Consider the following 22,958-nt stretch of genomic DNA (forward strand, 5'->3'; position numbering starts at 1 on the left):
AAAAACTATATCAGAATATACTTAAACACCCCAACTGTCAATGCAGGCAAGACTATCGCACGGTAATTCTGACCTGATCTAAGAGCTCGCCCTGAGCATCTTTTAAACGAATGATATGACTACCGCGACGGAGCGACCAAAAATACTCACTGCCCTGGCCCAGCGTCAGCTCCCCAAGCTGCCACTGCAATGCAGACGCGCGGGCATCATGCTCGGCAATCGAGGCCTTTAACAATAGCTTTTGAGAAGATGCCGGTATTTCAGGATCAATGGCTAGGATACTGCCATTAATCGGTCGTTCAATGGTGATCGGAGCGAGTGCATCCGGCGCTAAACTGCTCAGGGCGACAACCTCAGTCATGGCGGTGCCATCAATAAAAAACTCCTCACGCTCAGCCTCTGCCACCCCTACAAAATGTACCTTTTCTGTGACGATAGTGCTTGGTTTTGTTGGCGCTGAGGAGCGCTGATGTTGATGCAAATAGGCCATGACATCGTACCAAATCGGTCCAGCGCCACTGACCCCATAGACATTTTGCATACTGCGACCGTCACTATTACCGACCCAAACGCCCACGGTATAATCGGCCGACCAACCAATGGTCCAATTATCGCGCATATCCTTACTGGTACCGGTCTTCACTGCGGTCCAGAACGGTGTGCTCAGTACATTATCCAAACCGAAGGTATAAGCACGCGCCTGACGGTCGGCGAGCATATCCCCAATAATCCACGCAGCCTCCGGCGAAAAAACCGCCACCGGCTCAGCCGTCGCAGCTTCCGCCTGATTCCACCAGACCGAACTATAAACACCCTGATTAGCTAAGCTTCGATAGGCATTAGTTAAACTCAGTAAGTCCATATCCGCACTGCCTAAAGCCAAGCTATAGCCGTAAAACTCACTATCCTGATGCAAAGGCAAATGCAAGGCCTTGAGTTTTTTATAAAATGGCTCTACCCCTAATAGTACAATTGCTCTCACGGCTGGAATGTTTAGCGATGAGGCCAGCGCCGTACGCAGCGTCACCCAACCAGCATAATTACGATCATGGTTTTGTGGGATATATAAGCCCTCACCGGCTAATAAATTAATCGGTGAATCATGTAATAAAGACGCAGCCGTTAAACGCTTTTCATCCAGTAATTGTGCATATAAAAAGGGCTTTAGCGTGGATGCCACCTGCCGCGGCGCCCGCACATGGTCCACCTCTGGCGCTGCACTTAATTGTGCGGAGGAGCCCACATAGGCAAGAATAGCCCCGCTCGCATTATCTAAGACCAGCACCGCGGCGTCCTGCACCGTGGCATCACGAATCTCACTAAGATGATGCTGTAAAATCTCATTGACCCGCCGTTGCAATGCCGCATCTAGACTGGTGTGGACGCGTTGTTGCTGCTGCTGATTAGCCCATTGCCGGGCGTAACGTGCCAAATGCGGAGCATGCTGCGGTCGATCCAAGGTTTGCGGATGGGGTAAGCGCAAATAGTAATTAACAAAATGCGCCAGCCCCTGACAAGCTGCAGGCTCAGCCATTTTTTTCAATAACTCACAGCTTCGTTCTGTCAAACGCTCAGCTGAGGCATTAGGTGCTCTGATCATCACCGCTAGAAGCGCTGCTTCACGTGGGTTTAAACCAAAGGCATACTTTCCATAAAAGCTTTCTGCGGCGGCGGCAATCCCCACCAGCTCACCCCTGAACGGTAATCGATTCACATAGGCTTCAAGAATTTCCTGCTTCGTCCAATGCCGCTCAAGTGCTAGCGCTGTGGCCATTTGCTGCCATTTTTGGCGATAACTACGTAGCGTATTCGTTTGCAATTCGGGGTTCAACATGGCTGCCAATTGCATGGAAATACTGGAGGCTCCACCACGCCCCACGCCACTCGTGTCAGCATTGTTGAGTGCTAAAGCTCGACTCAGGCGTTGCCGCAAATGCGCTTGAGTGGCATTGACTAAAGCGAGCCAGTCCACGCCACCATGCTGATAAAAGCGCTTATCCTCCGATTGAATCAGCGCCTTAATAAAGGCCGGAGACACCTCATCTAAGGACAGCCACTCACCCTGTCGCTTGCTGAAATCCTGACGGATACGATCTAGGACCAGGCCCTGCCGATCTAAGACTTCCACATACGAGGATGAGGTTGCCGCTTTGACTTCAGCCAAGCTTGGAAGCTGCGGTGGTGCGGAATAATACAAGGCGATGCGTAGTGCTAATAGCGCTAAAACTAAGAGCAGCGCTAGGCTCAGCAAGCCATAAAGCAGCTTGCCCCAGCCACGCTTCGTCACCCCCGCTTTCATACTACTTTGCTTCTACCTTAAAAGGCTCAGGACTCGGTAATTCACCATAGACGTCTGGGCTATACAATGCCTCAACACGACTAGGGGGTAGCTTAAAATGACCGCTGTGATTCAGTCTCACCGTATATGAAAGCTCCGTTTCACCCTGATCCAGATAGGCGTAATAAGCACGATAACTATCATTCATTCGCTCCACAAAGCTCGGCATCGCCTGCCAATCAGAACCCGCCTTTTGAGTCGCCGCCTGCGCCGACTGCTGCTGTAGAATCTGGCTATCACGGCCTAAACCTGAACCCAGGATCGTCGCCCCACTCGGAATCGGATCATTGAGCACCACCCAAGTCATCGGTGCATGCGCATGAATTTTAAGATTCACACGATAAACATCCCCCTGGGACCAATGCGATGGATGCTTTTGCACGACCGGTATGACCTCACGCTCTAAACGGTAACCGGCATACTTAGGCGCGTCGAGCGGTACTGCGGCATGTGTCGTCACATTGACCCAGAGCTTACCCTCGCCCTCAAAATCCAGTTTAAGTTGACTCTCACCAGCACTAGGCCAAGCCATCATTGGCAAGCTCACACCCTGCTGTTGCTTAAAGGTGTCCGGCTTAATCTCAGTATTAAGAGTATGTGCTGACGCGGTTGGCGCCACACTACTTAAACTAGCCGTAAATTTGGCTGATTGCAAGGGTTGATCAAAATGCTTTGCATACTGTTGCAGGGCTAAGTTAGCATAGGTATTACTCACCGTGGTACCCCAATGACCCTGACGTTGCAGGCTATTAAGACCGTTTAATAAATACGGTACTTCTGCAGACCATGCTGGATCTTCAACTGCCAAAAAGAGCAATTTCGCTAAATTGGCCTCGCGACTAAACATCGTCCACCAGGTATTTGTCAGCTCATTGCTTTGTGGCACTAATAACTGGCCCTCACGACTTAAGAGGCTTAATAAATTCACCTTGGCGGCTTTTGCGATCTCAGCCATTGTTGGATCATCAAAGGCCTGACTAATGGCTAACCAATGCAACCAGTCGCTCATATTCCAGCTATCGTATTGATCGTAAAATGAGATCGCGCTGCGGGCCGACACCTGACCATAGGCCACTAGGGTAGCTAAGGCGGCTAAACGTTCACTTTGACGCCATGATGGCTGCGCATAGCTCTCTGATAAGCGCCCCTCAAACGCGGCCACCAAGGCGCTTAAAATACGCTCTTGATGCGCTTGTGGAATATCAAAATTTAAACCAATACGCTTGGCATGCACGGATAAATTCAATAAATAGGCGCTTAAACTAATACTGCCTTTGAGCCTAGGTGCTGGGAAATATCTCACGAGACCCTGAGCATCTAGATGTTGCGGCAAATCCAACATTAATTTTTCCCAGGCCTCTGCATCCGCTAAACCCACCGCCACAGCAGCCAATTGCTCATAGCAAGTATAGGGATAATCGCTGAACCATTGAGTCAGTGCTTGGCTAGGACTCAATAAACTATCACGCAACAAGAGTGAAATCCCACCAATTGGCTTACCGTCAATGTTGAGCGCTTGATCTGGGAGCGCGAGCGACAGCGTTTGTGAGGACTTATCGCCCTCCAAAGCCACTAAGGTGGATTGACGCACGCTCACTGGTACTAAGGGTTTAAGCTGTTGCGTCACGCTCAAGCTATCGCTCAATGCGGTCGCCTGCTTCGCCTTGGAGGTTTTTTGCAAGGCATAAAACTCCCAACGAATGGTTTGAGTGGATGCCGTGGTGGCTTGATCCGCAGTATCGGCCAAGGCATACGGCGCCACCTGTTCTAAACTCACGGGCCAAGTCACGGTGGTAGATTGCTGTGCCGGTAGCTTTACTTTTTGCTGCTTAAGCTCCGTTGCGAAGGCACCGCTACTACGACCGCCCACCAACACCACCAGGTTTTGATCGGTGCTATTACGTAAACTTAGACTAAGATCATAACTATCCTCGGCACGCAACACCTCCGGGATACCTGCGATAAGTTGTAGATCCTTACTGCTACTAAACTCTGCCGTCGCCTCAGCAAAGCGATCGACCCCATAATCGCCGACAGCCATCACTTTAAAACGAGAAATACTGTCATTGAGAGGGATAGGAATCGTCGCCTCACCATTCACATCCAATTCAATCGCTGGCTCCCACAAGAGGAGCGTATCAAAGAGCTCACGGGTACCAGCGCGCTTAGCCAAGTCCGCAGCAGCACCGCCAGCTGGCACAGCCTTACGGCCATAATGACGACGCCCTACCACTTCCGATTGCGCAGTGGCCGTGGTCACACCATAGCCACGCTCACGTCGCATGGCTTTAATAATCTTGGCACTGCGATTTTCCGCTAATTCTAATAAGGCCTCGTCCACCACAGCCAAAGCAACGGTCGCTCTTGAGGCGGGCGTACCATCGGCTAAGGTCGCTTTAATTTTGGCGGTAGCGACTTCTCTCAGTTGGTAGCTACTACGATCTAAATTAAGCTCAAGCCTAAATTGCTTGTCCGGATTCGTGACCTTAAGTTCAGTCAAACCGAAACGGAAACTCGGCTTATTCAAATCAATCAACACCGGATTAGGCACTTTTTCGGCACCCTCCTCTGGTGTGATACGCCCCCGCACGGCAAGCACTGAGACATAGACATTAGGGTACCAACTATCCTCAATCTCCAGACGAATATTAGGATCCTCGGCCGTGAGCTCATGCAACTGCGTGGTTAAAATACCGGCACGCTCCACTGCCACCAAGGCCGTGGCTTTACGGAACGGCATACGCACCGTCAGAATCGCTGTGTCGCCTACTTGATAGTCTTTTTTATCACTGACAATATCAATCCGATCGTGATCGGCGGCGCCTAACCAAGCCCAATCACTAAAATAAGCGATTGCCGTATTGCTTACGGTGACCTTGTGCTGATCTTGGCTGCTTACTTTAAACAGCATACGCCCTTTAAATTGCTGATTCAATTCACAGGTGAACTTACCAGAGGCATCTGTTTTGCCCTCACACACCTGACCGAGATTATGCTTACGCCACGTACTATCGTAGCTATAAAAACCGCCCACTAAGCGCTTGCGCACAGCATAATAGATCTCTTGCGAAGCTTCAACCGTAAAGGGGTGATGCGCTAAAGGCTGCCCTTGTGCATTGACGAGTACCAAATCAATTTTGCTCGATTGAGCGCCTTGGTCAAACTCGGTCACTTTCATCCCAATCACTAAATCCGCTGGCAACATGCTCTGCCTTTGCTGCAGGGTCTGAAGCTCACCATTTGGATCCATAAACGACGTTTCTACGCGCACCATTGAGGCCCCTTGAATCGACGGCAATTGCGTAAGCGCCAAACGCCCTCTCCCCTCAGCATCCACGCTTAACGGTGCCTGCTTTAAAAAGATACGGGGCGCGGCATCTGAGGCTTCAGCATCAGATGTGCTTGAGCCAGGCACATCGGCGGCAAATTGATACTCCGGATAGGCAACAAATTGCGGACGCCACGCACTCATCATCGCTGACACGGTCGTATCCCAATTAGAGGCTGCGCCACCGCTAATATAATTTAACTGTAAATCCACATCCAAGCATTTAGGGGCGACTAGCGGTGTCTGACCGTCACTGCTAAGCTGCATCGCTCCCTTTAAAAACGGCACTTTAAACTGCTCAACCCTAAAGCCCTCTTCGCTTTGTAAGACCTCCTTGCCTTGACGTAAGTAACTTAAGGTGTAATGACCCAATTTAGCGTTTTGGGGTAAGGTCCAATCCGTCGTCGCCCCCAAACCACCGCTCGCTGTCGGCAACCACGTCACGTCAAGCTCATAACTATCCCCACTGGCAGCATGACTGATACGAATCTGATCCGGCAGCTCACTAGCTCTAGGCAAGGCGAGACCGTGCTTATCCAACACGCGCAAATAATGCTTAATGGATACCGTTTCACCTTTTTTATACAGCGGGCGGTCAAAGAAACTATGCTCAACCAAGCGACCACTATCAGAATCACCATACAGGTAATTATCAAGATTAAAACGCCACGGCTCAATGCCATCGGTCCAACGGCTCAAGGCAAAGCTATACTGCGGCACACCTAAGGCCGCCGGATGATCGGCTGCGACCCTAGCAGACACAAAATAATCACCGACCTCAACGTACTGACAAGTCGCTGCTTCAGCTAAAGGACGATTTAGATAAAGTCGACCTGCCTCATCGGTGGTGCCCTGATGTAAAGGCTTGGCATTACAGTCCGAAATCGTGATATCTGCCCTAGCTACCGGCTCACCGCTATCCAGCCGAGTAACCCATACGAGAAAGTCCTCGGAACTATACTTCATATGCACGGCCAGATTGGTAATTAAGGCGGTGCTGCGCACATACATGGTGTCATTCCCAGCAGACAACAAGGATGCGGCTAGGGTCGGCGATTGTAATTCCAATACATAAAAACCGCTTTGACGGAGTGGCACCCCCACCAGCTCGGCAGCTGACTCTGTACTTGCTGACAGAGGCGGTAATTCGAGCCGAGTACGTTGCGCTGTCTCTGCCCCAAAAATCGACACAGCACGGGTATCAATCAGCTCAGAGGCTTCACCCTCCTCCCAACGGACTTCCTTACGGTCAGCCATCATATCTGCTAAGGCAGTGGCATCAACCTGATTTTCATCCAAGCGAGAAAAACGCCGCATCCAACGCATCACCTCTGCATCATCCGTGACCACGATGCTCTCCAGTAAACTTGCTCCCGCTGCCTGGTCCGCACCCAAACGACGCTGAGCAATCGGAATGATTGCCTCTGCTTTGTCGTCTCCGCTTAAGAGCTCATAAATACCAAAAGCCTGCTTGGCAAACTTAGCTAAGGGTGGTAATTCATCCAAACTAAAAGGCTGTTGCAGACTATCCCGATTACTTAGCTCACGCTGCACATCATCACTAAAATCATCAGGAATTAGCAATTGCAGCTCGGCCTTTTCTGGGAATGGGCCTTTGAAGACTATCGAATCATTAAGATTCGACTGATAACCATCCTCATTAACTGACGGCTGGTGCAACTCACCATTTACCCGCAAGCGTAGTTGAGCTAAGCGCTCAGCCTCCACCAGTGAACTAAAACTCACCCGAATATCTGACAATGGTAAACAAGGCGCACTTTCAGCTAAGCGCTGACAAGATAACTTGCCATCAAAAGGTGCTCTCACCTGATAATCAAAGCGTTTCGTTTGTGCCAAACGATGACCAGAGTCCGTACGTAAATCCGCCTCTACCACCACCGCCACGGCAGCAGAGCTGGGTAATTGACGACCACAATGCACTACACGAGTCCAGTCAGGATTACGTCGCGACCAAGTGGCCTCCAAATAGCGCTTACTGGCTGTGCTATCTAAGACCCGCAAGGGTAAGCGCTCACCGACCCCCTCCACAGCGCAATAGCCGTGTTGGCGTAGTTGCTCACTCGAGACTCGATCGTTAAAACTTAAAATAAAATGCTGATCCTCACTAATGTTTTCGCTATCCGGCCAAGGATTAGCACTCAGCGTTAATTTACCGGTGCTGAACTTATACTCCAACTCCTCTAAAGGCGTGCCATTTACATCCTGAAAATTAGGATTACTGCGTATTAAACAACTGTTGGGTTCACTGATGGGCTGCTCAAAATCATACTGCCAAACACGGTCATCCACCCATTTACCAGTACCTGCGACCTCACCCTGCTGACATTGAATAAAAAAAGGATTGACCGCCTCTGACCCCAAGCTCACCACCGCTTGCGTAAAACTAATGCGCACCAAATCCGCACGCACTACCTCTCCTGTAGGCGTTACCGAGTCCACCGTGGGTGCTTCAGCGGCAATGGCTAGGCTACTCGTAGCGGCAGTCATGAGCGTAAATGTAAATAGACTCAAAGGACGATAGAGCGACTTAAGGCGTAGCGGCATAACTGCTCCCGGGTAAAAGAATGAATTTTATAAATTTATAGCATAAAAAAATGACTATTTAAGGTCCGCAAACGGGTGCCGCTGATTTCTTTCACAACAAGCTATATAGGCAACTAGCACTGCGGCATTAGAAGCCTAAACAGCATCTGCAAGGACTCATTGAACGCGATTGACACGGAGTCAGGACCCTAAGTAATTTTGCCAAAATGTATGCTAGATGGTAAATTAACAAGCTTCTGTCAATACAAGCGGCTTGATTAACTGTGCCCATCGACGTTAATACTAGCAATATCCTCAATTTTTTTAACCTCATTTTGATGGTACGGTAATGAGTGGCTCATGTCTGAAATAAATAGGAGGTAATACATGAATACATGGAATAGACGACGTTTTATCAAGACTTCAGCCTTAACGGGCACAGCGATTGCTTTGGCCAGCAGTCCTTTAGCGGTATTAGCTCAAAGTAGAGCGATTAATTATGGCGGTTCGGCCTGGTTAGGTCATTATCCTGCGTATTTAGCCATTGAAAACGGTCAATTTGCTGAGGCGGATCTAAAGGTAGGTTGGGAGTTCTTTGGCACCTCATCTGGCCGTATGAGCGCTTTGATGAGTGGCGATATTGATGTAGCAGGCACCGGTGTAGTTTCAGCCATCGCCTTAATGGCTCAAGGCGTAGAGCGCTTTTATGTGATCGGTGTACCTGATAACTTTGGTCGTGTTGAGGGACTGTTTGCACTTGAAGGGATCGAGTCGATTAACGATCTTAAGGGTAAAACCATTGGTACTACCTTTGCCTCCAGTGCGCACACCTTGGTGTTAGACCTGATGGCACAAAATGGTCTTACTGAGCGTGATATTAATGTGATTAATATCCCTGCCCCTGAGATTCCGGCAGCCATCAAGGCAAAACAAATTGATGCGTGTGCCACATGGACGCCGTATTTTAATACCGTGGCTAGCTTACCAGGGGTCAAGCTGATTGCCGACGATACTGACTTTAGTCTCTTTAAGGACTACGGCGTTACACCAGGCCCTGATGTCTTAGTGGTGAGCAAGCGTTTTGCTGATCGTAACCCTGACATTGTCAAGGATTTCGCCAAAGTTTATTTTGCTGCTGCTGAGTCACTGGGCAAGGATCCTGAGGCTGCCGTTGAGGTACTAACTAAGCTGACGCAAATGTCCGCCGACGAGCAGCTACAAACCATTAAAGACGCGGACTGGTACAACTTCGAGCAACAACAAGCGATGATTGGCGCCGATAGTAAGTTCGTCGAGGGTCTACAAAAACTGGCCGATATGTTGGTTGAGTATGGTCAGATCGATAAATCACCAGAGGTTAAAAACTGGATCAAAAACGACTTTATTCGTTAAGTCCTAAGCTTTTAATGCCTCATCACCTTGAACAGCGATCCTCTGTGGTCGCTGCTCAGTTCCTTTAGTCTGAAAACAGGACCTCGTATGAACAACGCTCGTTCAGAAAAGTATTCATTATTTATGATTAGCACCTTATCCGTGCTTATTTTTGTTAGTCTCTGGGAGCTATCGACACGTCTAGGACTGATTGATCCTATCTTTTTACCTGCACCCAGTGATGTATTTCAACGCGCTGTTCGCACCTTAGAAAACGGCACCTTAGTTGCCAACGTCTTGGCCTCTACTCGCCGCGTGATGATTGGTTTCTTAATGTCAGTGGCGGTATCCGTACCACTCGGTTTGGTGCTAGGTAGCTCGCGCCGTGCCTGCGCTGTCTTTGATCCCATTATTTCCTTATTGCGCCCCCTACCCTCAATGAGCTGGATTCCCTTATCCTTATTATGGTTTGGTATTACAGAAACACAGAAGTACAGCATCGTCTTTATGGGTACCATTGCCCCCGCCTTACTTTATGTGATTGATGCGACCCGTAACGTGGATAAGGTACTTATCCAGGCAGCACGTAATATGGGCGCATCACATTATCAAGTGATGCGACACGTGATTTTACCCGCCAGTCTGTCACAAATCATTATTGGCTTTAAAATTATTCTTGGTTTAGCCTGGACCTGTGTTATTTCTGCCGAGCTGATTGCCGCCAAAGAGGGCTTAGGCTTTATGATTATGAATGGTAAGGAGTTTTTCCAAACCGATACCGTGGTATTAGGTATGGTCATGATCAGTCTCACGGTGTTGATTATTGATGCACTACTGCGTCGTATCGAAAAACGAGTCTTAGCCTGGAAGTAAAGAGAGAATCTTATGATTAAAATCAACAATGTGACCAAGCGATTTGGCGATTTAGTCGTACTTAAAGACTTGGATTTACATATCAAGGAGGGCGAATTTGTCGTACTGCTCGGTGCTTCAGGCTGCGGCAAATCAACCCTATTAAATCTGATTGCGGGCTTTGAGCAGCCCAGTGAAGGCACGGTGATGGTCAATGACCGTCTCATTACGGATGTCGATCCAGGCAGTGGCATGGTGTTCCAGCAATATGCCCTCTTCCCATGGCAAACCGTGATGCAAAATGTCGCCTTTGGCCTAAAGCTCAAGGGGGTACCCAAAGCAGCGCGTGAAGAGCGGGCACAGCACTATATTAATATGGTGGGTTTAGCAGGTTTTGAGAACTCATACCCCAAGGAGTTATCGGGCGGTATGCGTCAACGGGTAGCCATTGCGCGGGTGCTGGCTAATGACACTGATGTGATACTCTTGGATGAACCCTTTGCCGCGCTGGATGCGATGACCCGTCAGGTCTTACAAGAGCAATTGGTTAAAATCTACGAGGCTAACCATAAGACCATTGTGTTTATTACGCACTCCATTGATGAGGCCTTATTACTATCTACTCGGATGATTGTCTTAGGCGCTAAGCCAGGTCGAATTGTCAAAGATATAGAAAACGACCTACCACACCCCCGCAATGCCAAGGTTCAACTATCTCAGCGCTACAATGATATTAAAACCGAGGTGTGGGATGTGGTGCAAGAAGAAGTGATGAAAGGGCTCGAGAGCAAAAACTAGCCTTGTTTTTAATTTTGATTGGAGTCAATGAATCCATGTCATCCACTGAGATATTTCCATCCTACGCTACCGTATCTGGTTGGAATGCGGTATTAGCACCGCGCGCCATTGCTGCCCCCCCATCGTCACGAAAGAAGTTTGATTTTATTATTATTGGGGCGGGCTACACAGGCCTAGCAGCAGCACGCCAATTGGCGCTATTAAAGCCAGAACTTGAAATATTGGTACTTGAGGGATCCGTCGTGGGCGAAGGCTCCTCAGGACGTAACTCTGGCTTTTTAATTAATGTGCCGCACAATACCAAAATGTCCGGCCATGATGCGGATGCGGATTTTGCCAAAAAGCAAATTACCATTCTCAATAAGGGTAAAGCATGGCTGAAATCACTGATTGATGAGCATGGCATTGATTGTGCTTGGAGCGATATAGGTAAATATCACGGTGCGGCGACGGTCAAGGGTGAACGCGGTCTGCGTCAATTAGCCGATGATTTACGCCAATGGGGGCTGCCGTGCAAGTTGTTGAATAAGGAGGAGCTGGAATATCATATTGGCTCACCTTATTATCGCTTTGGCTTATACTCAGACACTAATGTACTGGTTCAGCCCGCCGCCTTAATTCGTGGCTTAGCCGATTCATTACCCGCTAACGTCACTTTAGCAGAGCGTTGTCCAGCCAGTAGTATCGAGTATAAAAAGGGTGAGTACACGGTTCGCACCTTAACCCATAACTATAAGAGTAATGCCATTATTCTAGCCAATAACGGTTTTGCCAAGCACTTTGGTTATTTAAAAGACCGCCTTATCACCATTTATACCTACGCCGGTATGACGGGGCAATTAGATGATGAGCAGCTTAATACCCTAGGCGCTGACAAGGAATGGGGTTTGATTCCGGCCAATCGGCTTGGCACGACCTTACGTCTCAGCCAAGATCGCCGCTTCTTAGTGCGCACCGAGTATTCCTACGAGCGTCCAGAGAATTTATTCAAGGTTAAAGAAATTCTCCTTAAAAGTATTCGACATCGCTACCCACAGTTTGAAGGCTATGAATTCGAACATGTGTGGGGTGGCGTGACAGCCTTGACCCGCAATGGTGCGGTGTACTTTGGTCAGCTAGGTCCGAATATCTTTGCCTCGGTTGGTTGTAATGGCGCCGGCGTACTCAAGGGCTCGATTTATGGCAAATTATTAGCCGAGTCGATTTTAGGCATTGATTCGGAGGAATTGCACACGGTGGTTAGTTTGGATAAACCAAGCTGGCTCCCTCCGGAGCCACTGCGCAAGGTGGTCGTGGGTGCTGCGATTAATCGCTTTAGACGCATTGCGGGTTTAGAGCGTTAAACGAGAGCCTTATAACACCTATGTGACGACTAAGGCCCGCTTGCCGCGATAACGTCAGCAGGCTTTTTATGAGTCAAACTGTTTGTTAACGGCACTACTTCACACGTCGACGACGCCACGCGACCACTCGGCTTAATATGTAGCCCCCCTTTTTAGTAGCAATTTTAGGTAGAAACAGTATTAAAAAATCGTTCTAACTTTTGTTGTGGCTTGCCGGGCTGGATATGTAAAAGCGTTATTTGCTTCTCCTTTGCCCAGTCCATCATGTGATTGATAATGAGTTCAGGCCCGTTATCCATGCGTATGCAAGCAGACTGCCCTCGCCGCTCTCATGCTGTTTAAGAATAGATAAGATTTGTCGCTCGGTAAATTGTTTTCTACGCATGAAAAATTCCGTTAAAAATAGTTTAACGAAATTTTCCACTCATCAGTGTTTCGATTTTAGGGGAGTATTACCGTGATCTTTTCATTGAATTTCCTTTATAAGAAATTCTACTTCTAATTGCTATGGTTTTGTGGGAGGATTACCGAGTTAATCAATAAAAATCTAACAATAGCTTATCCACAATTATTGTGAATAAGTCTATTAATACAGTCGAAAACACTGTTTAACTAATTGATTTGTACTAGTAAATTTGGATTGGTGAAGTTTTGAGCAGATAGTAATTAAATTAAATCGTCAATGCTTTTGACACCTGGGATGTTCGCCCGTGACGGTAGCCTTTTGTGGGATAGTACTTCATCAATATCTTCCCCCCTCTGTCACACTAGTTGTCCGATCATTTAATTTTTACTTTTAATGCCTTTAGGGTGGCGGATAGGGTTTTATGTGCGGCGCACTGAACAGCAATTGCTTTGTGAACGGTTTATCAGTAAATACAGGACGCAAATTGTTTTGTGTCCTGTATGCCGAACACCAGTTATTTTGTGAACGGTTTACTCCAAACTTCCGAACACAAACCCACTTCATGTACACTGAGTCTTCAATAAAAACATCTTTTATAAACGCTATCAACTCATGTCTAAACACACATATATTCCTGATAACTTGCCTCTACCCCTAGAAAAACTCGAGTTAGCAAGCTTAATTCGAGATATCAGTGACGCTAACTCTGCTCTCTCCACCTATGATGGAATTTTAAGGGCTATCCCCAGCCCAAGGGTATTACTTTCTACCTTAATAGACCAAGAAGCTGATCTTTCATCAAGAATTGAAGGCACTCAGGCTTCATACAAAGATGTTCTTGATAAAGAGGCAGGGAAACTGCCTGCCACCACAAGACAAGAAAATGACATTCAAGAAATTATTAATTATAGAATGGCGATGATAACTGCCCAAGAGTATCTTGAGGAAGGCCGCAGACTGTCATTAAGCTTGATATTAGAATTGCACCAACAATTGCTGACTAGTGTCCGAGGCCAAGACAAATCGCCTGGTGAATTCAGAAAAGAACAAAATTGGATTGGCACCGAAGGCTCAACCATAGAAAATGCTATTTTTGTTCCTCCTAGCCCAATCGTTTTATCTACAGCTCTTGAGAACTGGGAACAATACATATCCTATGACGAAGTCGATCCGATAGTTCAGGCTGCCATTCTACACGCTCAATTTGAGCTTATTCACCCATTTAAAGATGGTAACGGCAGAATAGGACGTCTTCTTATTCCCCTAACTTTATATAAAAAAAATAGATTCAACACGCCAAACTTTTATTTATCAGAAGTTTTGGAATCTAAAAGAGGCGAATATTATGAGAGATTAAACAATATATCTTCTCATCGAGATTGGAATGGTTGGATTAAATTTTTTCTACAAGCAGTCAACTCCCAAGCCAAATCAAATATCATCAAGGTAGAAGCAATTCTCGAGCTTCATAATGAAATGAAAAAAGAAATTGTAGCGGCTACCAACTCCCCTTACAGTTCAGCCTTAACCGATTTTATATTCATTAGACCCATTTTTAATTCCGGCCATGTCCAAAGTTATATTACTGAACAGCATGGTAGTAGCGTTGGCAGAACGACTATTCATACAAACCTAAATAAACTTATCGATGCTAAAATTCTTCGTATAACCAGAAAGGGTAGCGGCTCAGCGCCTAGTATCTATTCATTTGATCAGTTATTAAAGATTATTAAATAGAATGGGGTAGGTTCATAAAGTAATCACTATAGGCGCATTATGGGAATTATCTAGCTCCTTTCATACTATATTCCCATTCGATACATTCTTTTTAGTTAAGAAAGTAGCCGATCTACGAAGCCCATTAATAATTATTTAATACTTAAACCAATAACAAAAAAGCCCTTGAACATCAAGGGCTTATTATATAATACTGGCGGAAGCTGTGAGATTCGAACTCACGGAGGGCTATTAACCCTCGCCGGTTTTCAAGACCGGTGCATTCAACCACTCTGCCAAGCTTCCAGTCTTGGTGCACTCGGCCGGAATCGAACCGGCACGGACGCAATGTCCGAGAGATTTTAAGTCTCTTGTGTCTACCTATTTCACCACGAGTGCTTGTGTAATGTATTAGGTTAAGAGCATAACTATAGCAAGTGAACGCGTGCTTGTCTAGTGGTTTGATGCGTTAGACCTTTTTTGTTGCAAAAATATGACTTTTTAAGACTAAACATGCGCAAATAGCGCTCATCACCGCGTTAGTCCAACGCTATTTAGCTAATAAACGCATGGCTTCATCAATCGCCGAGATGCTTAAGCCATACATCCTGCCACCGAGTAGTTCATAGATCAGTCGGGTTGAGTGATAGTACTGCCAATGCGTCTGCGGATTAGGATTAAGCCAGATGGACTTGGGCCAGTGCTCGACTGCGCGCTTTAGCCAGACCCCGCCAGCTTCCTTATTGTAGTGCTCCACCGAACCGCCCGGATGGATAATTTCATAGGGACTCATCGCCGCATCACCCACAAAGATCAGGCGCCAATCCTCATTCATGCTGCGCAGTAAATCCCACGTACTTTTGTACACGCGGCGCCCTGCTTGATAGCGCCACACCCGTTCATATAGGCAATTATGAAAATAATACGCCTCAAAATGCTTAAACTCACTGCGTGCTGCAGAAAAGAGCTCTTCCACAATGGCGATATGATCATCCATACTGCCACCCGAATCGAGTAGCATTAAGACTTTAACCGTATTATGACGTGCTGGTACCATTTGCAAATCTAAATGACCAGCGTTTTTAGCAGTGCCACGAATGGTGCCATCCAGATCCAACTCCTCGACCGCCCCCTCGCGCCCAAAGCGTCGTAAACGGCGCAAGGCCATTTTAAAATTGCGGGTGCCGAGCTCCTGCTGACTATCGTACTCACGAAAATGGCGCTCTTCCCAGACTTTGACTGCCGTGCGATGACCAGCAGAGGGACCACCGATGCGAATCCCCTCGGGATGGTAGCCGCTATGACCAAAGGGCGAGGTGCCACCGGTACCAATCCATTTGCTACCACCCGCATGACGCTCGTTTTGCTCTGCCAACCGCTCCTTAAAGAGCTCCATTAGCTTATCCCAACCATGCTTTTCAATGGCAGCTTTTTGCTCCTCGCTTAAATGCTTTTTAAACTCTGCCAACAACCAATGTTCAGGGATTTCTTTAAACTGCTCCATCACTGGCTCTACTTTGCTAACAAAGGCAGCAAAGGCCTGATCATAGCGGTCAAAATGACTTTCATCCTTGACCATGGTCATGCGAGCGGTACGATAAAAATCATCCAAGGTGGGCGTCATCAGCGGGCGCCGTAATAAGTCAATCAAGGTCAAAAGCTCATTGATTGACACAGGAATACCGTATTGCCGCAGCAGATAAAAGAAATTGATTAACATCGCCTTGCCTGTCCTAGCGTCGTCCCTGCCCTGTTGCCATGGCCACTAAGCGCTCGATTAAGGACAAATCCTGCTCGTTTTTAATCAAAGCACCCGCCAAGGGCAGATTGCCATTTTCCACGCTTTGTGGATTGATATTTGAGGCACTCAACAAGGCCAGCCAATCCAAAAACTCGGAGGTTGAGGGCTTTTTCTTTAAACCGGGCATCTCACGCAATTCAAAGAAACGCTGCATGGCGCTATTAAGGATATCCTGATCGACATTGGGATAATGCACAGCCACAATCTGGCGCAAGGTTTCGCTATCTGGGAACTCAATATAGTGGAAGAAACAGCGGCGTAAAAAGGCATCTGGTAAATCCTTTTCATTATTCGAGGTGATAATCACCAGCGGCCGGTGCTTCGCCCGAATCGTACGTGCTGTCTCGTAGACATGGAATTCCATCTGATCTAGCTCGCGTAATAAATCATTAGGGAATTCAATATCCGCCTTATCAATTTCATCAATGAGCACCACCGCCGGCGTCTCAGACTCAAAGGCCTGCCACAACACCCCGGGACGGATATAGTTGGCGATATCCTTGACACGCTCATCTCCTAGCTGAGAGTCACGTAGGCGCGACACCGCATCATACTCATACAGTCCCTGCTGTGCTTTGGTGGTCGATTTAATATGCCATTGCAACAAAGGACGTTGCAAAAACGCTGCTACCTCCTCGGCTAACATAGTTTTACCGGTACCAGGCTCCCCCTTAATCAACAGTGGACGCTCAAGACTCAATGCGGCATTTACCGCCAAACGCAAATCATCGGTTGCAATATAGCGTTCAGTGCTTTCAAAAGATTGATTTAACTTCATGCCCATGTCCTAATCCCTAATGTGTATTAACTCGCTGCTTTAACAGCTCAATATATAATTGCTGATCAAGCGGGCCACGATTACGCTGTGCCTGCCAAATCACCTGACCCAAACACTCCATCATCTCATGATGCGCTGCATGCTCGTCCAACTTAGCGCTCAGCTGCTCGAAAACCTCACGAATGCCATGCGGGTTATCAATGGATATCTGCTCTTCAAGCGCAATGTGCATTGACAGATGTAAAAAGGGATTGGTCTGCCCCTCGGCCACGCTAAAGTCCTTATTGCGGGCCTCAGGATTATCCAACATCGCATGGTACTCAGGATGCTTCATAATCCAGCCCAATGCTATTTTCTCCATCGCACTTAGCGCTGCTTTATGTTGATACTTTTGCCAGGTCTGAATAAAAAAATCTCTGACCTGCTCACGCGTGGGATTAAAAATTGCCATATAACTATTTATTACAGTTCGTGAAAAATAAGAGTAATTTCAATGATAATAAGGTACACTAATCGAGTCTTATATAAGACTAGGTAGTAAGCAGTATATATTAGTCATCTCAAGTCTTATACAGTGTAAGCAAAGTTTTTAAAATCTCTGCTGTTACTGAGAGTTGAGTGTTAATTGTCTTTTATATTAACCTTTATTGTACTAGTCTATTCATTGCAACCAGTTCTGGAGAAAAGCATGTCTTACCAACACATCAAAGTGCCGGCAAACGGCGAAAAAATTACAGTCAATGCGGACAATAGCTTAAACGTTCCTAATAACCCGATTATCCCTTATATCGAGGGTGATGGTATCGGTGTTGATGTTAGCCCAGTGATGATTAAAGTGATCGATGCAGCGGTTGAAAAGTCCTACGGTGGCGAGCGTAAAATTCACTGGATGGAAGTTTATGCGGGTGAGAAATCAACCCAGGTCTATGGTCCTGACGTTTGGTTACCTGAGGAGACACTGGATGCGGTAAAAGAGTATGTGGTTTCTATCAAAGGCCCGCTAACCACACCCGTTGGTGGCGGTATCCGCTCACTTAACGTGGCCTTACGCCAAAAGCTAGACCTTTACCTCTGCTTACGTCCTATCCAATACTTTGAGGGCGTGCCTTCACCGGTTAAAGAGCCTGAAAAAACCAATATGGTTATTTTCCGTGAAAACTCAGAGGATATTTACGCCGGTATTGAGTTCGAAGCCCAATCTGATAACGCTAAAAAACTAATCAAGTTCCTCCAAGACGAGTTAGGCGTGAAGCAAATCCGCTTCCCTGAGACCTCTGGTATTGGTATTAAGCCTGTTTCTGAAGAAGGTACCAAGCGCTTAGTACGCCAAGCCATTCAGTACGCAATTAATAACGACCGCGACAGCGTGACCCTCGTGCACAAGGGTAACATCATGAAGTTTACTGAGGGTAGCTTCCGTGACTGGGGTTATGAATTAGCTCGCGAGGAGTTCGGTGCTGAGTTGATCGACGGTGGTCCGTGGTGCTCCTTCAAAAACCCTAAAACTGGCAAGGAAATCGTCATCAAGGATAATATCGCTGACGCCTTCTTACAGCAGATCTTATTACGCCCTGAGGAGTACTCCGTTATCGCTACACTAAACCTTAACGGTGACTACATCTCTGACGCCTTAGCAGCACAGGTTGGTGGTATCGGTATCGCACCAGGTGCTAACTTATCGGATACGGTTGCCATGTTTGAGGCGACTCACGGTACTGCTCCTAAGTACGCCGGCAAGGATATGGTTAACCCAGGTTCTGTGATCCTTTCTGCTGAGATGATGCTACGTCACATGGGTTGGACCGAAGCTGCTGACCTCGTTATCAAAGCCATGGGTGATGCCATCAAGTCTAAGCAGGTGACCTATGACTTTGCCCGTGCCTTAGAGGGTTCTACTCAGGTGAGTTGCTCTCAGTTCGGTCAGGTGATGATCGACCATATGTAATCACTGAGGCTACCTAGATACAACCGAGTTAAATGCAAATTGCGTTTAACTCGGTTTTTTTATGGCAAATGTCAAGCTCAGGCGCCATTTTGTGCAGTGCAGTAGAGATAAGTACCTATGGTGTTTACTAGCCTAATCTCCTACCATTGTATAGATGACTAATTTACCTTTTACGCATTTATAAGTGCGAAGTTTTTACGATTTATGGCTAGCAATACCTTACCCGAACAATGTAAAGCCGATCCGGAGCTACTCGATGTAGCCCAAGCGATTGCCGAGACGATTTTACGTGGCTTTAATAAGCACTACCGCATTTTCCGTTCTTTCTCCGCCCATGCCAAGGAGGCTTTCGAAAACCGAGATTGGCAGCAGATCCAACGACTGGTGGCCGATCGTATTCAGGTATATGATGAACGGGTCAGTGAAGCCATTAGCGAGCTACGCCAACACTACCACGAGGTGATCCAGCATGAGGAGACCTGGCGTCTGACAAAAACGGCGTATATCGCACTCTTAGTGGACCATTATCAACCCGAATTAGCAGAGACCTTTTTTAACTCCGTCTCCACTAAGCTACTGGATAAGGCCTACTACCGCAATCAGTTTATTTTTGTCAAACCGGCGGCAGCCACCGAGTATCTAGAGTCCGATCGTGGCACCTTTAAGTCCTTTTATCCGGTCGATCGCGATTTACACGCTTGTTTTTCCAAGGTACTAGACTTCTATGATTGGCAGGTGCCCTTTGCCGATCAAGCGCGCGATGTGGAGAGGATTTATCAGGCACTCCTTGACTATCTAGGTGAGGGCTATCTTCTTAATGAGCTCAATCTACATATACAGGTACTGCAATCACCCTTTTATCGTAATAAATGCGGCTACATCATGGGCCAAGTGATTAACGGTCACGCCCGTCACCCTTTTGCCATAGCCATCATGCACAATGCTAAGGGCGAGTTGGAGGTAGATACGGCGCTCTTTAATCCGCAGCATATTTCCGTGCTCTTCTCGTTTGCACGGGCCTATTTCCTCGTGTCAATGGATGTGCCTTCAGGCTATGTCAACTTTCTACTGCAATTGATGCCAATGCGTAATAAGGCCGATATGTACGCCATGCTAGGATTGCACAAACAGAGTAAGAATATTTTCTGGCGTGATTTTTTACAACATCTGCATTACTCTGAGGATCAGTTTATTCTTGCCCCCGGTATTAAAGGCTTGGTCATGACGGTCTTTACCTTGCCATCATTCCCCTTTGTCTTTAAGGTGATAAAGGATAAGTTCGGCCCGAATAAGGACTTCGACCAGGATTATGTACGTGCTAAGTATCTTTTAGTCAAAAAGCATGACCGCGTGGGGCGCATGGCGGATACGCTAGAATACTCCAATGTCGCCTTACCACGTCATCGTTGTAGCGAGGAAATGATTCAGGAGCTACGCGAACTTGCGCCGTCTCAATTAGAAGAAACTGAGCACTTTATTGTGGTACGTCATTGCTATGTGGAGCGTCGTCTAAAGCCGCTTAATATGTATTTATTAAATGCCACCGATGAGGAAAAAGAGCGCGTCATCATCGACTATGGCAATGCCTTAAAAGAGCTTGCTTCGGCTAATATCTTCCCCGGTGATATGCTCTTTAAGAACTTCGGCCTAACCCGTTTTGGTCGCGTGATTTTCTATGACTACGATGAAATCGAATATATGACCGACTGCCATTTCCGCGATATCCCGCCTGCCCCCTATCCGGAACTGGAAATGTCGGGTGAGGTCTGGTATCCGGTGGACAAATACGATGTGTTCCCAGAGGAGTTTGGCGCCTTTTTATTAGGCGATCCAGTGGTGCGCAAAACCTTTATGCAGCATCATAGTGAGCTCTTAACCTCGGCTTTCTGGCAAGGCAAGAAGGAGCGTATCCAAAACGGTCAGATGGATGACTTCTACCCCTACCCCGAGGAGGTGCGCTTTAGAAATGGCGATGACGGTAAAACCAAGTACCACGGCCAGGTTGAGGACTAAAGGAGCGCAGGCGCACTGAGCGATATTAGCTGTCATAAAGCTGTCATTACAGACTGTTACTATTATCTTGATAACTAGGGAATCGTCTGTAAATGACAGGAGTCTTCCATGAAAGCAAGTACGCTCGCGCGCTTAGGTGCAACTGATACACGCTTATTTTTCCGCTTATCAGCTTATAACCGCAAAAAGAATATTGCGATCTTAAGTCAACTCCTCTCGACACTTGGTAATGGCCCATTGTATGCCATACTCGGGATGGCCATGTGGATTTGGGCCGGTCCTGAAGGTAAGCAGCTGTTCTATGCAGGCGTACTAGCTTATAGCTTTGAATTACCGATTTACTATGTGCTTAAAAATAGCATTAAGCGTGACCGCCCCTGCTACAAAATCGTTGATGTGGTCAGTCTAGTCACCCCGTCGGATAAATTCAGTTTCCCTTCTGGGCATACGGCGGCAGCCTTTGTCTTTGCGACGATTATTGTGGCTTTATACCCCTTCTTAGCCGTGCCAGCCTATGTATTTGCTACCTTGGTAGGGCTATCGCGTGTGATTTTAGGCGTCCACTACCCCGGTGATATTGTGGCTGGTATGGTCTTAGGTTTAGCTAGCGCTTGGGCCGCCTTAGCCATCATGGCGATTTAATTTGATTGAGTTTTATTAGTGCGAATTCTTTATGGTGTACAAGGCACGGGCAATGGTCATATCACCCGCGCCCGTGTGATGTTACCGGCGCTACAAGCAGCCGGTTGCAAAGTAGATTTTGTGTTTAGTGGTCGCCCAGCCAATGCCTATTTTGATATGGCCATGTTTGGTGATTACCGAGCCTTTCAGGGCTTTTCATTTTATACCAAGCAGGGTGCCGTCAATTGGTTTAAAACCATCAGTGATGCCCGTCCGCTACGCTTTATAAAGGATGTCAGCGCCTTAAATGTCAAGGACTATGATTTGGTATTGACGGACTTTGAACCGGTTAGCGCATGGGCCGCCAAGCTACGTGGCGTACCTGCCATCGGCCTAGCCCATCAATACGCTTTATGTCATGCCATTCCCGGCACGGAAAAATCACCGCTACTGGCTCAAGCACTCAAAAGCTTTGCCCCAGCTAAGCACTATATCGGTGTGCATTGGGCGCCCTATGATGCGCCTATCGTACCTCCGCTGATTGCCATGAACCATGAGCAAGCCACGCGTGAAGAAGACTTTATCCTGGTGTACCTGCCCTTTGAGGATACGGCACAGGTGATTCAGTGGTTACAACAAATCCCTGAACAGCGCTTTATCGTCTATCGTCAAGGTGACACCACGGTGCAAGACAAAAATATCCTAGTCAAACCCCTAAGTCGCGAACACTTCCCGCAAGATCTCGCCGCCTGCGCCGGGGTGATTTGTAATACTGGATTCGGTCTTTGCAGCGAAGCCATGGTACTAGGAAAAAAAATATATACCAAGGCCTTAGCCAAGCAAGTCGAGCAGTTTTCTAATGGCAAAATTTTAGAAGATTTAAATCGGGCTGTTGTATTTACTGAGTTTGAGACCACCGCCTTACGCCAATGGCTCATGCAAGCTAATCTACCACGGGCCGTGTTTCCACCGGTGGCTGAGGAAGTAGCAGCATGGATAGTCTCGCAGAACTACGAGGATTGGCAGGGTTTAGTGACGCGCTTGTGGGCTAGGGCTGAACAGGTGGCGCTGTAGTACTCAGCCTAAGGGACGCCACACGCCACC

Annotated in this window: 14 protein-coding genes and 2 tRNA genes; 9 read left to right on the forward strand and 7 right to left on the reverse strand. The window is 47.4% G+C overall.

Features of this window, described 5'->3' with window-relative positions; all coding sequences use genetic code 11:
- Window positions 1-52: 52 nt before the first annotated feature.
- A complete protein-coding gene (pbpC, locus tag A3GA_RS0105755; protein ID WP_018026444.1) occupies window positions 53-2,299 on the reverse strand; it encodes a penicillin-binding protein 1C in 2,247 nt (748 codons plus the stop codon).
- Window position 2,300: 1 nt separating this feature from the next.
- On the reverse strand, window positions 2,301-8,231 hold the full coding sequence (locus tag A3GA_RS0105760) for an alpha-2-macroglobulin family protein (protein ID WP_018026445.1): 5,931 nt from the start codon (window positions 8,229-8,231) through the stop codon (window positions 2,301-2,303).
- 366 nt (window positions 8,232-8,597) lie between these two features.
- On the opposite strand from A3GA_RS0105760, the gene A3GA_RS0105765 reads away from it, so the two are divergent.
- The 5 genes from A3GA_RS0105765 to A3GA_RS0105790 all read left to right on the forward strand — a co-directional run bounded on the left by A3GA_RS0105765 (window position 8,598) and on the right by A3GA_RS0105790 (window position 14,717).
- Entirely contained in the window at window positions 8,598-9,602 is a 1,005-nt protein-coding gene (locus A3GA_RS0105765) for an aliphatic sulfonate ABC transporter substrate-binding protein (RefSeq protein WP_018026446.1), read from the forward strand.
- Between the two features lie 87 nt (window positions 9,603-9,689).
- Window positions 9,690-10,454: an ABC transporter permease gene (locus A3GA_RS0105770; protein WP_018026447.1), complete on the forward strand. Its 765-nt coding sequence runs from the start codon at window positions 9,690-9,692 to the stop codon at window positions 10,452-10,454.
- A 12-nt stretch (window positions 10,455-10,466) separates the two neighbouring features.
- Entirely contained in the window at window positions 10,467-11,231 is a 765-nt protein-coding gene (locus A3GA_RS0105775; protein ID WP_018026448.1) for an ABC transporter ATP-binding protein, read from the forward strand.
- Between the two features lie 35 nt (window positions 11,232-11,266).
- Window positions 11,267-12,574: an NAD(P)/FAD-dependent oxidoreductase gene (locus A3GA_RS0105780; protein ID WP_018026449.1), complete on the forward strand. Its 1,308-nt coding sequence runs from the start codon at window positions 11,267-11,269 to the stop codon at window positions 12,572-12,574.
- 1,018 nt (window positions 12,575-13,592) lie between these two features.
- Complete coding sequence (locus A3GA_RS0105790; protein ID WP_018026451.1) at window positions 13,593-14,717, forward strand: Fic family protein; 1,125 nt, start codon at window positions 13,593-13,595, stop codon at window positions 14,715-14,717.
- 194 nt (window positions 14,718-14,911) lie between these two features.
- Here the strand turns inward: A3GA_RS0105790 and A3GA_RS0105795 are convergent.
- The 5 genes from A3GA_RS0105795 to A3GA_RS0105815 all read right to left on the reverse strand — a co-directional run bounded on the left by A3GA_RS0105795 (window position 14,912) and on the right by A3GA_RS0105815 (window position 17,726).
- A tRNA-Ser gene (locus tag A3GA_RS0105795) sits at window positions 14,912-15,002 on the reverse strand.
- A gap of 5 nt (window positions 15,003-15,007) precedes the next feature.
- Window positions 15,008-15,095, reverse strand: a tRNA-Leu gene (locus A3GA_RS0105800).
- Between the two features lie 151 nt (window positions 15,096-15,246).
- The gene (locus A3GA_RS0105805) at window positions 15,247-16,416 is read right to left on the reverse strand and encodes a vWA domain-containing protein (RefSeq protein ID WP_018026452.1); all 1,170 of its coding nucleotides are present in this window, start codon (window positions 16,414-16,416) and stop codon (window positions 15,247-15,249) included.
- A 13-nt stretch (window positions 16,417-16,429) separates the two neighbouring features.
- The gene (locus tag A3GA_RS0105810; RefSeq protein ID WP_018026453.1) at window positions 16,430-17,275 is read right to left on the reverse strand and encodes an AAA family ATPase; all 846 of its coding nucleotides are present in this window, start codon (window positions 17,273-17,275) and stop codon (window positions 16,430-16,432) included.
- Window positions 17,276-17,291: 16 nt separating this feature from the next.
- Window positions 17,292-17,726: a DUF1841 family protein gene (locus A3GA_RS0105815; protein WP_018026454.1), complete on the reverse strand. Its 435-nt coding sequence runs from the start codon at window positions 17,724-17,726 to the stop codon at window positions 17,292-17,294.
- Between the two features lie 237 nt (window positions 17,727-17,963).
- Between A3GA_RS0105815 and icd the strand changes: the two genes are divergently transcribed.
- The 4 genes from icd (at window position 17,964) to A3GA_RS0105835 (ending at window position 22,928) form a co-directional block, all read left to right on the forward strand.
- Window positions 17,964-19,220 carry an NADP-dependent isocitrate dehydrogenase gene (gene icd, locus A3GA_RS0105820; RefSeq protein WP_018026455.1) on the forward strand — a complete coding sequence of 419 codons (1,257 nt, stop codon included), beginning with the start codon at window positions 17,964-17,966 and terminating at the stop codon, window positions 19,218-19,220.
- 204 nt (window positions 19,221-19,424) lie between these two features.
- The gene (aceK, locus tag A3GA_RS0105825; protein WP_018026456.1) at window positions 19,425-21,233 is read left to right on the forward strand and encodes a bifunctional isocitrate dehydrogenase kinase/phosphatase; all 1,809 of its coding nucleotides are present in this window, start codon (window positions 19,425-19,427) and stop codon (window positions 21,231-21,233) included.
- Between the two features lie 108 nt (window positions 21,234-21,341).
- Entirely contained in the window at window positions 21,342-21,875 is a 534-nt protein-coding gene (locus A3GA_RS0105830; RefSeq protein ID WP_018026457.1) for a phosphatase PAP2 family protein, read from the forward strand.
- An 18-nt stretch (window positions 21,876-21,893) separates the two neighbouring features.
- Window positions 21,894-22,928, forward strand: a complete 1,035-nt coding sequence (locus tag A3GA_RS0105835; RefSeq protein WP_018026458.1) for an MJ1255/VC2487 family glycosyltransferase — start codon at window positions 21,894-21,896, stop codon at window positions 22,926-22,928.
- Window positions 22,929-22,958 lie beyond the last annotated feature (30 nt).

The sequence above is a fragment of the Oligella urethralis DSM 7531 genome (assembly GCF_000372065.1).
Lineage (GTDB): Bacteria > Pseudomonadota > Gammaproteobacteria > Burkholderiales > Burkholderiaceae_B > Oligella > Oligella urethralis.

What these genes read in the sequence shown, in the direction of transcription:
- A3GA_RS0105805 (WP_018026452.1), bottom strand. Translation starts at nt 16,416, where the DNA reads ATGTTAATCAATTTCTTTTATCTGCTGCGGCAATACGGTATTCCTGTG.
- A3GA_RS0105775 (WP_018026448.1), top strand. Translation starts at nt 10,467, where the DNA reads ATGATTAAAATCAACAATGTGACCAAGCGATTTGGCGATTTAGTCGTA.
- A3GA_RS0105830 (WP_018026457.1), top strand. Translation starts at nt 21,342, where the DNA reads ATGAAAGCAAGTACGCTCGCGCGCTTAGGTGCAACTGATACACGCTTA.
- pbpC (WP_018026444.1), bottom strand. Translation starts at nt 2,299, where the DNA reads ATGAAAGCGGGGGTGACGAAGCGTGGCTGGGGCAAGCTGCTTTATGGC.
- A3GA_RS0105810 (WP_018026453.1), bottom strand. Translation starts at nt 17,275, where the DNA reads ATGAAGTTAAATCAATCTTTTGAAAGCACTGAACGCTATATTGCAACC.
- A3GA_RS0105780 (WP_018026449.1), top strand. Translation starts at nt 11,267, where the DNA reads ATGTCATCCACTGAGATATTTCCATCCTACGCTACCGTATCTGGTTGG.
- icd (WP_018026455.1), top strand. Translation starts at nt 17,964, where the DNA reads ATGTCTTACCAACACATCAAAGTGCCGGCAAACGGCGAAAAAATTACA.
- A3GA_RS0105765 (WP_018026446.1), top strand. Translation starts at nt 8,598, where the DNA reads ATGAATACATGGAATAGACGACGTTTTATCAAGACTTCAGCCTTAACG.
- aceK (WP_018026456.1), top strand. Translation starts at nt 19,425, where the DNA reads ATGGCTAGCAATACCTTACCCGAACAATGTAAAGCCGATCCGGAGCTA.
- A3GA_RS0105770 (WP_018026447.1), top strand. Translation starts at nt 9,690, where the DNA reads ATGAACAACGCTCGTTCAGAAAAGTATTCATTATTTATGATTAGCACC.
- A3GA_RS0105815 (WP_018026454.1), bottom strand. Translation starts at nt 17,726, where the DNA reads ATGGCAATTTTTAATCCCACGCGTGAGCAGGTCAGAGATTTTTTTATT.
- A3GA_RS0105790 (WP_018026451.1), top strand. Translation starts at nt 13,593, where the DNA reads ATGTCTAAACACACATATATTCCTGATAACTTGCCTCTACCCCTAGAA.
- A3GA_RS0105760 (WP_018026445.1), bottom strand. Translation starts at nt 8,231, where the DNA reads ATGCCGCTACGCCTTAAGTCGCTCTATCGTCCTTTGAGTCTATTTACA.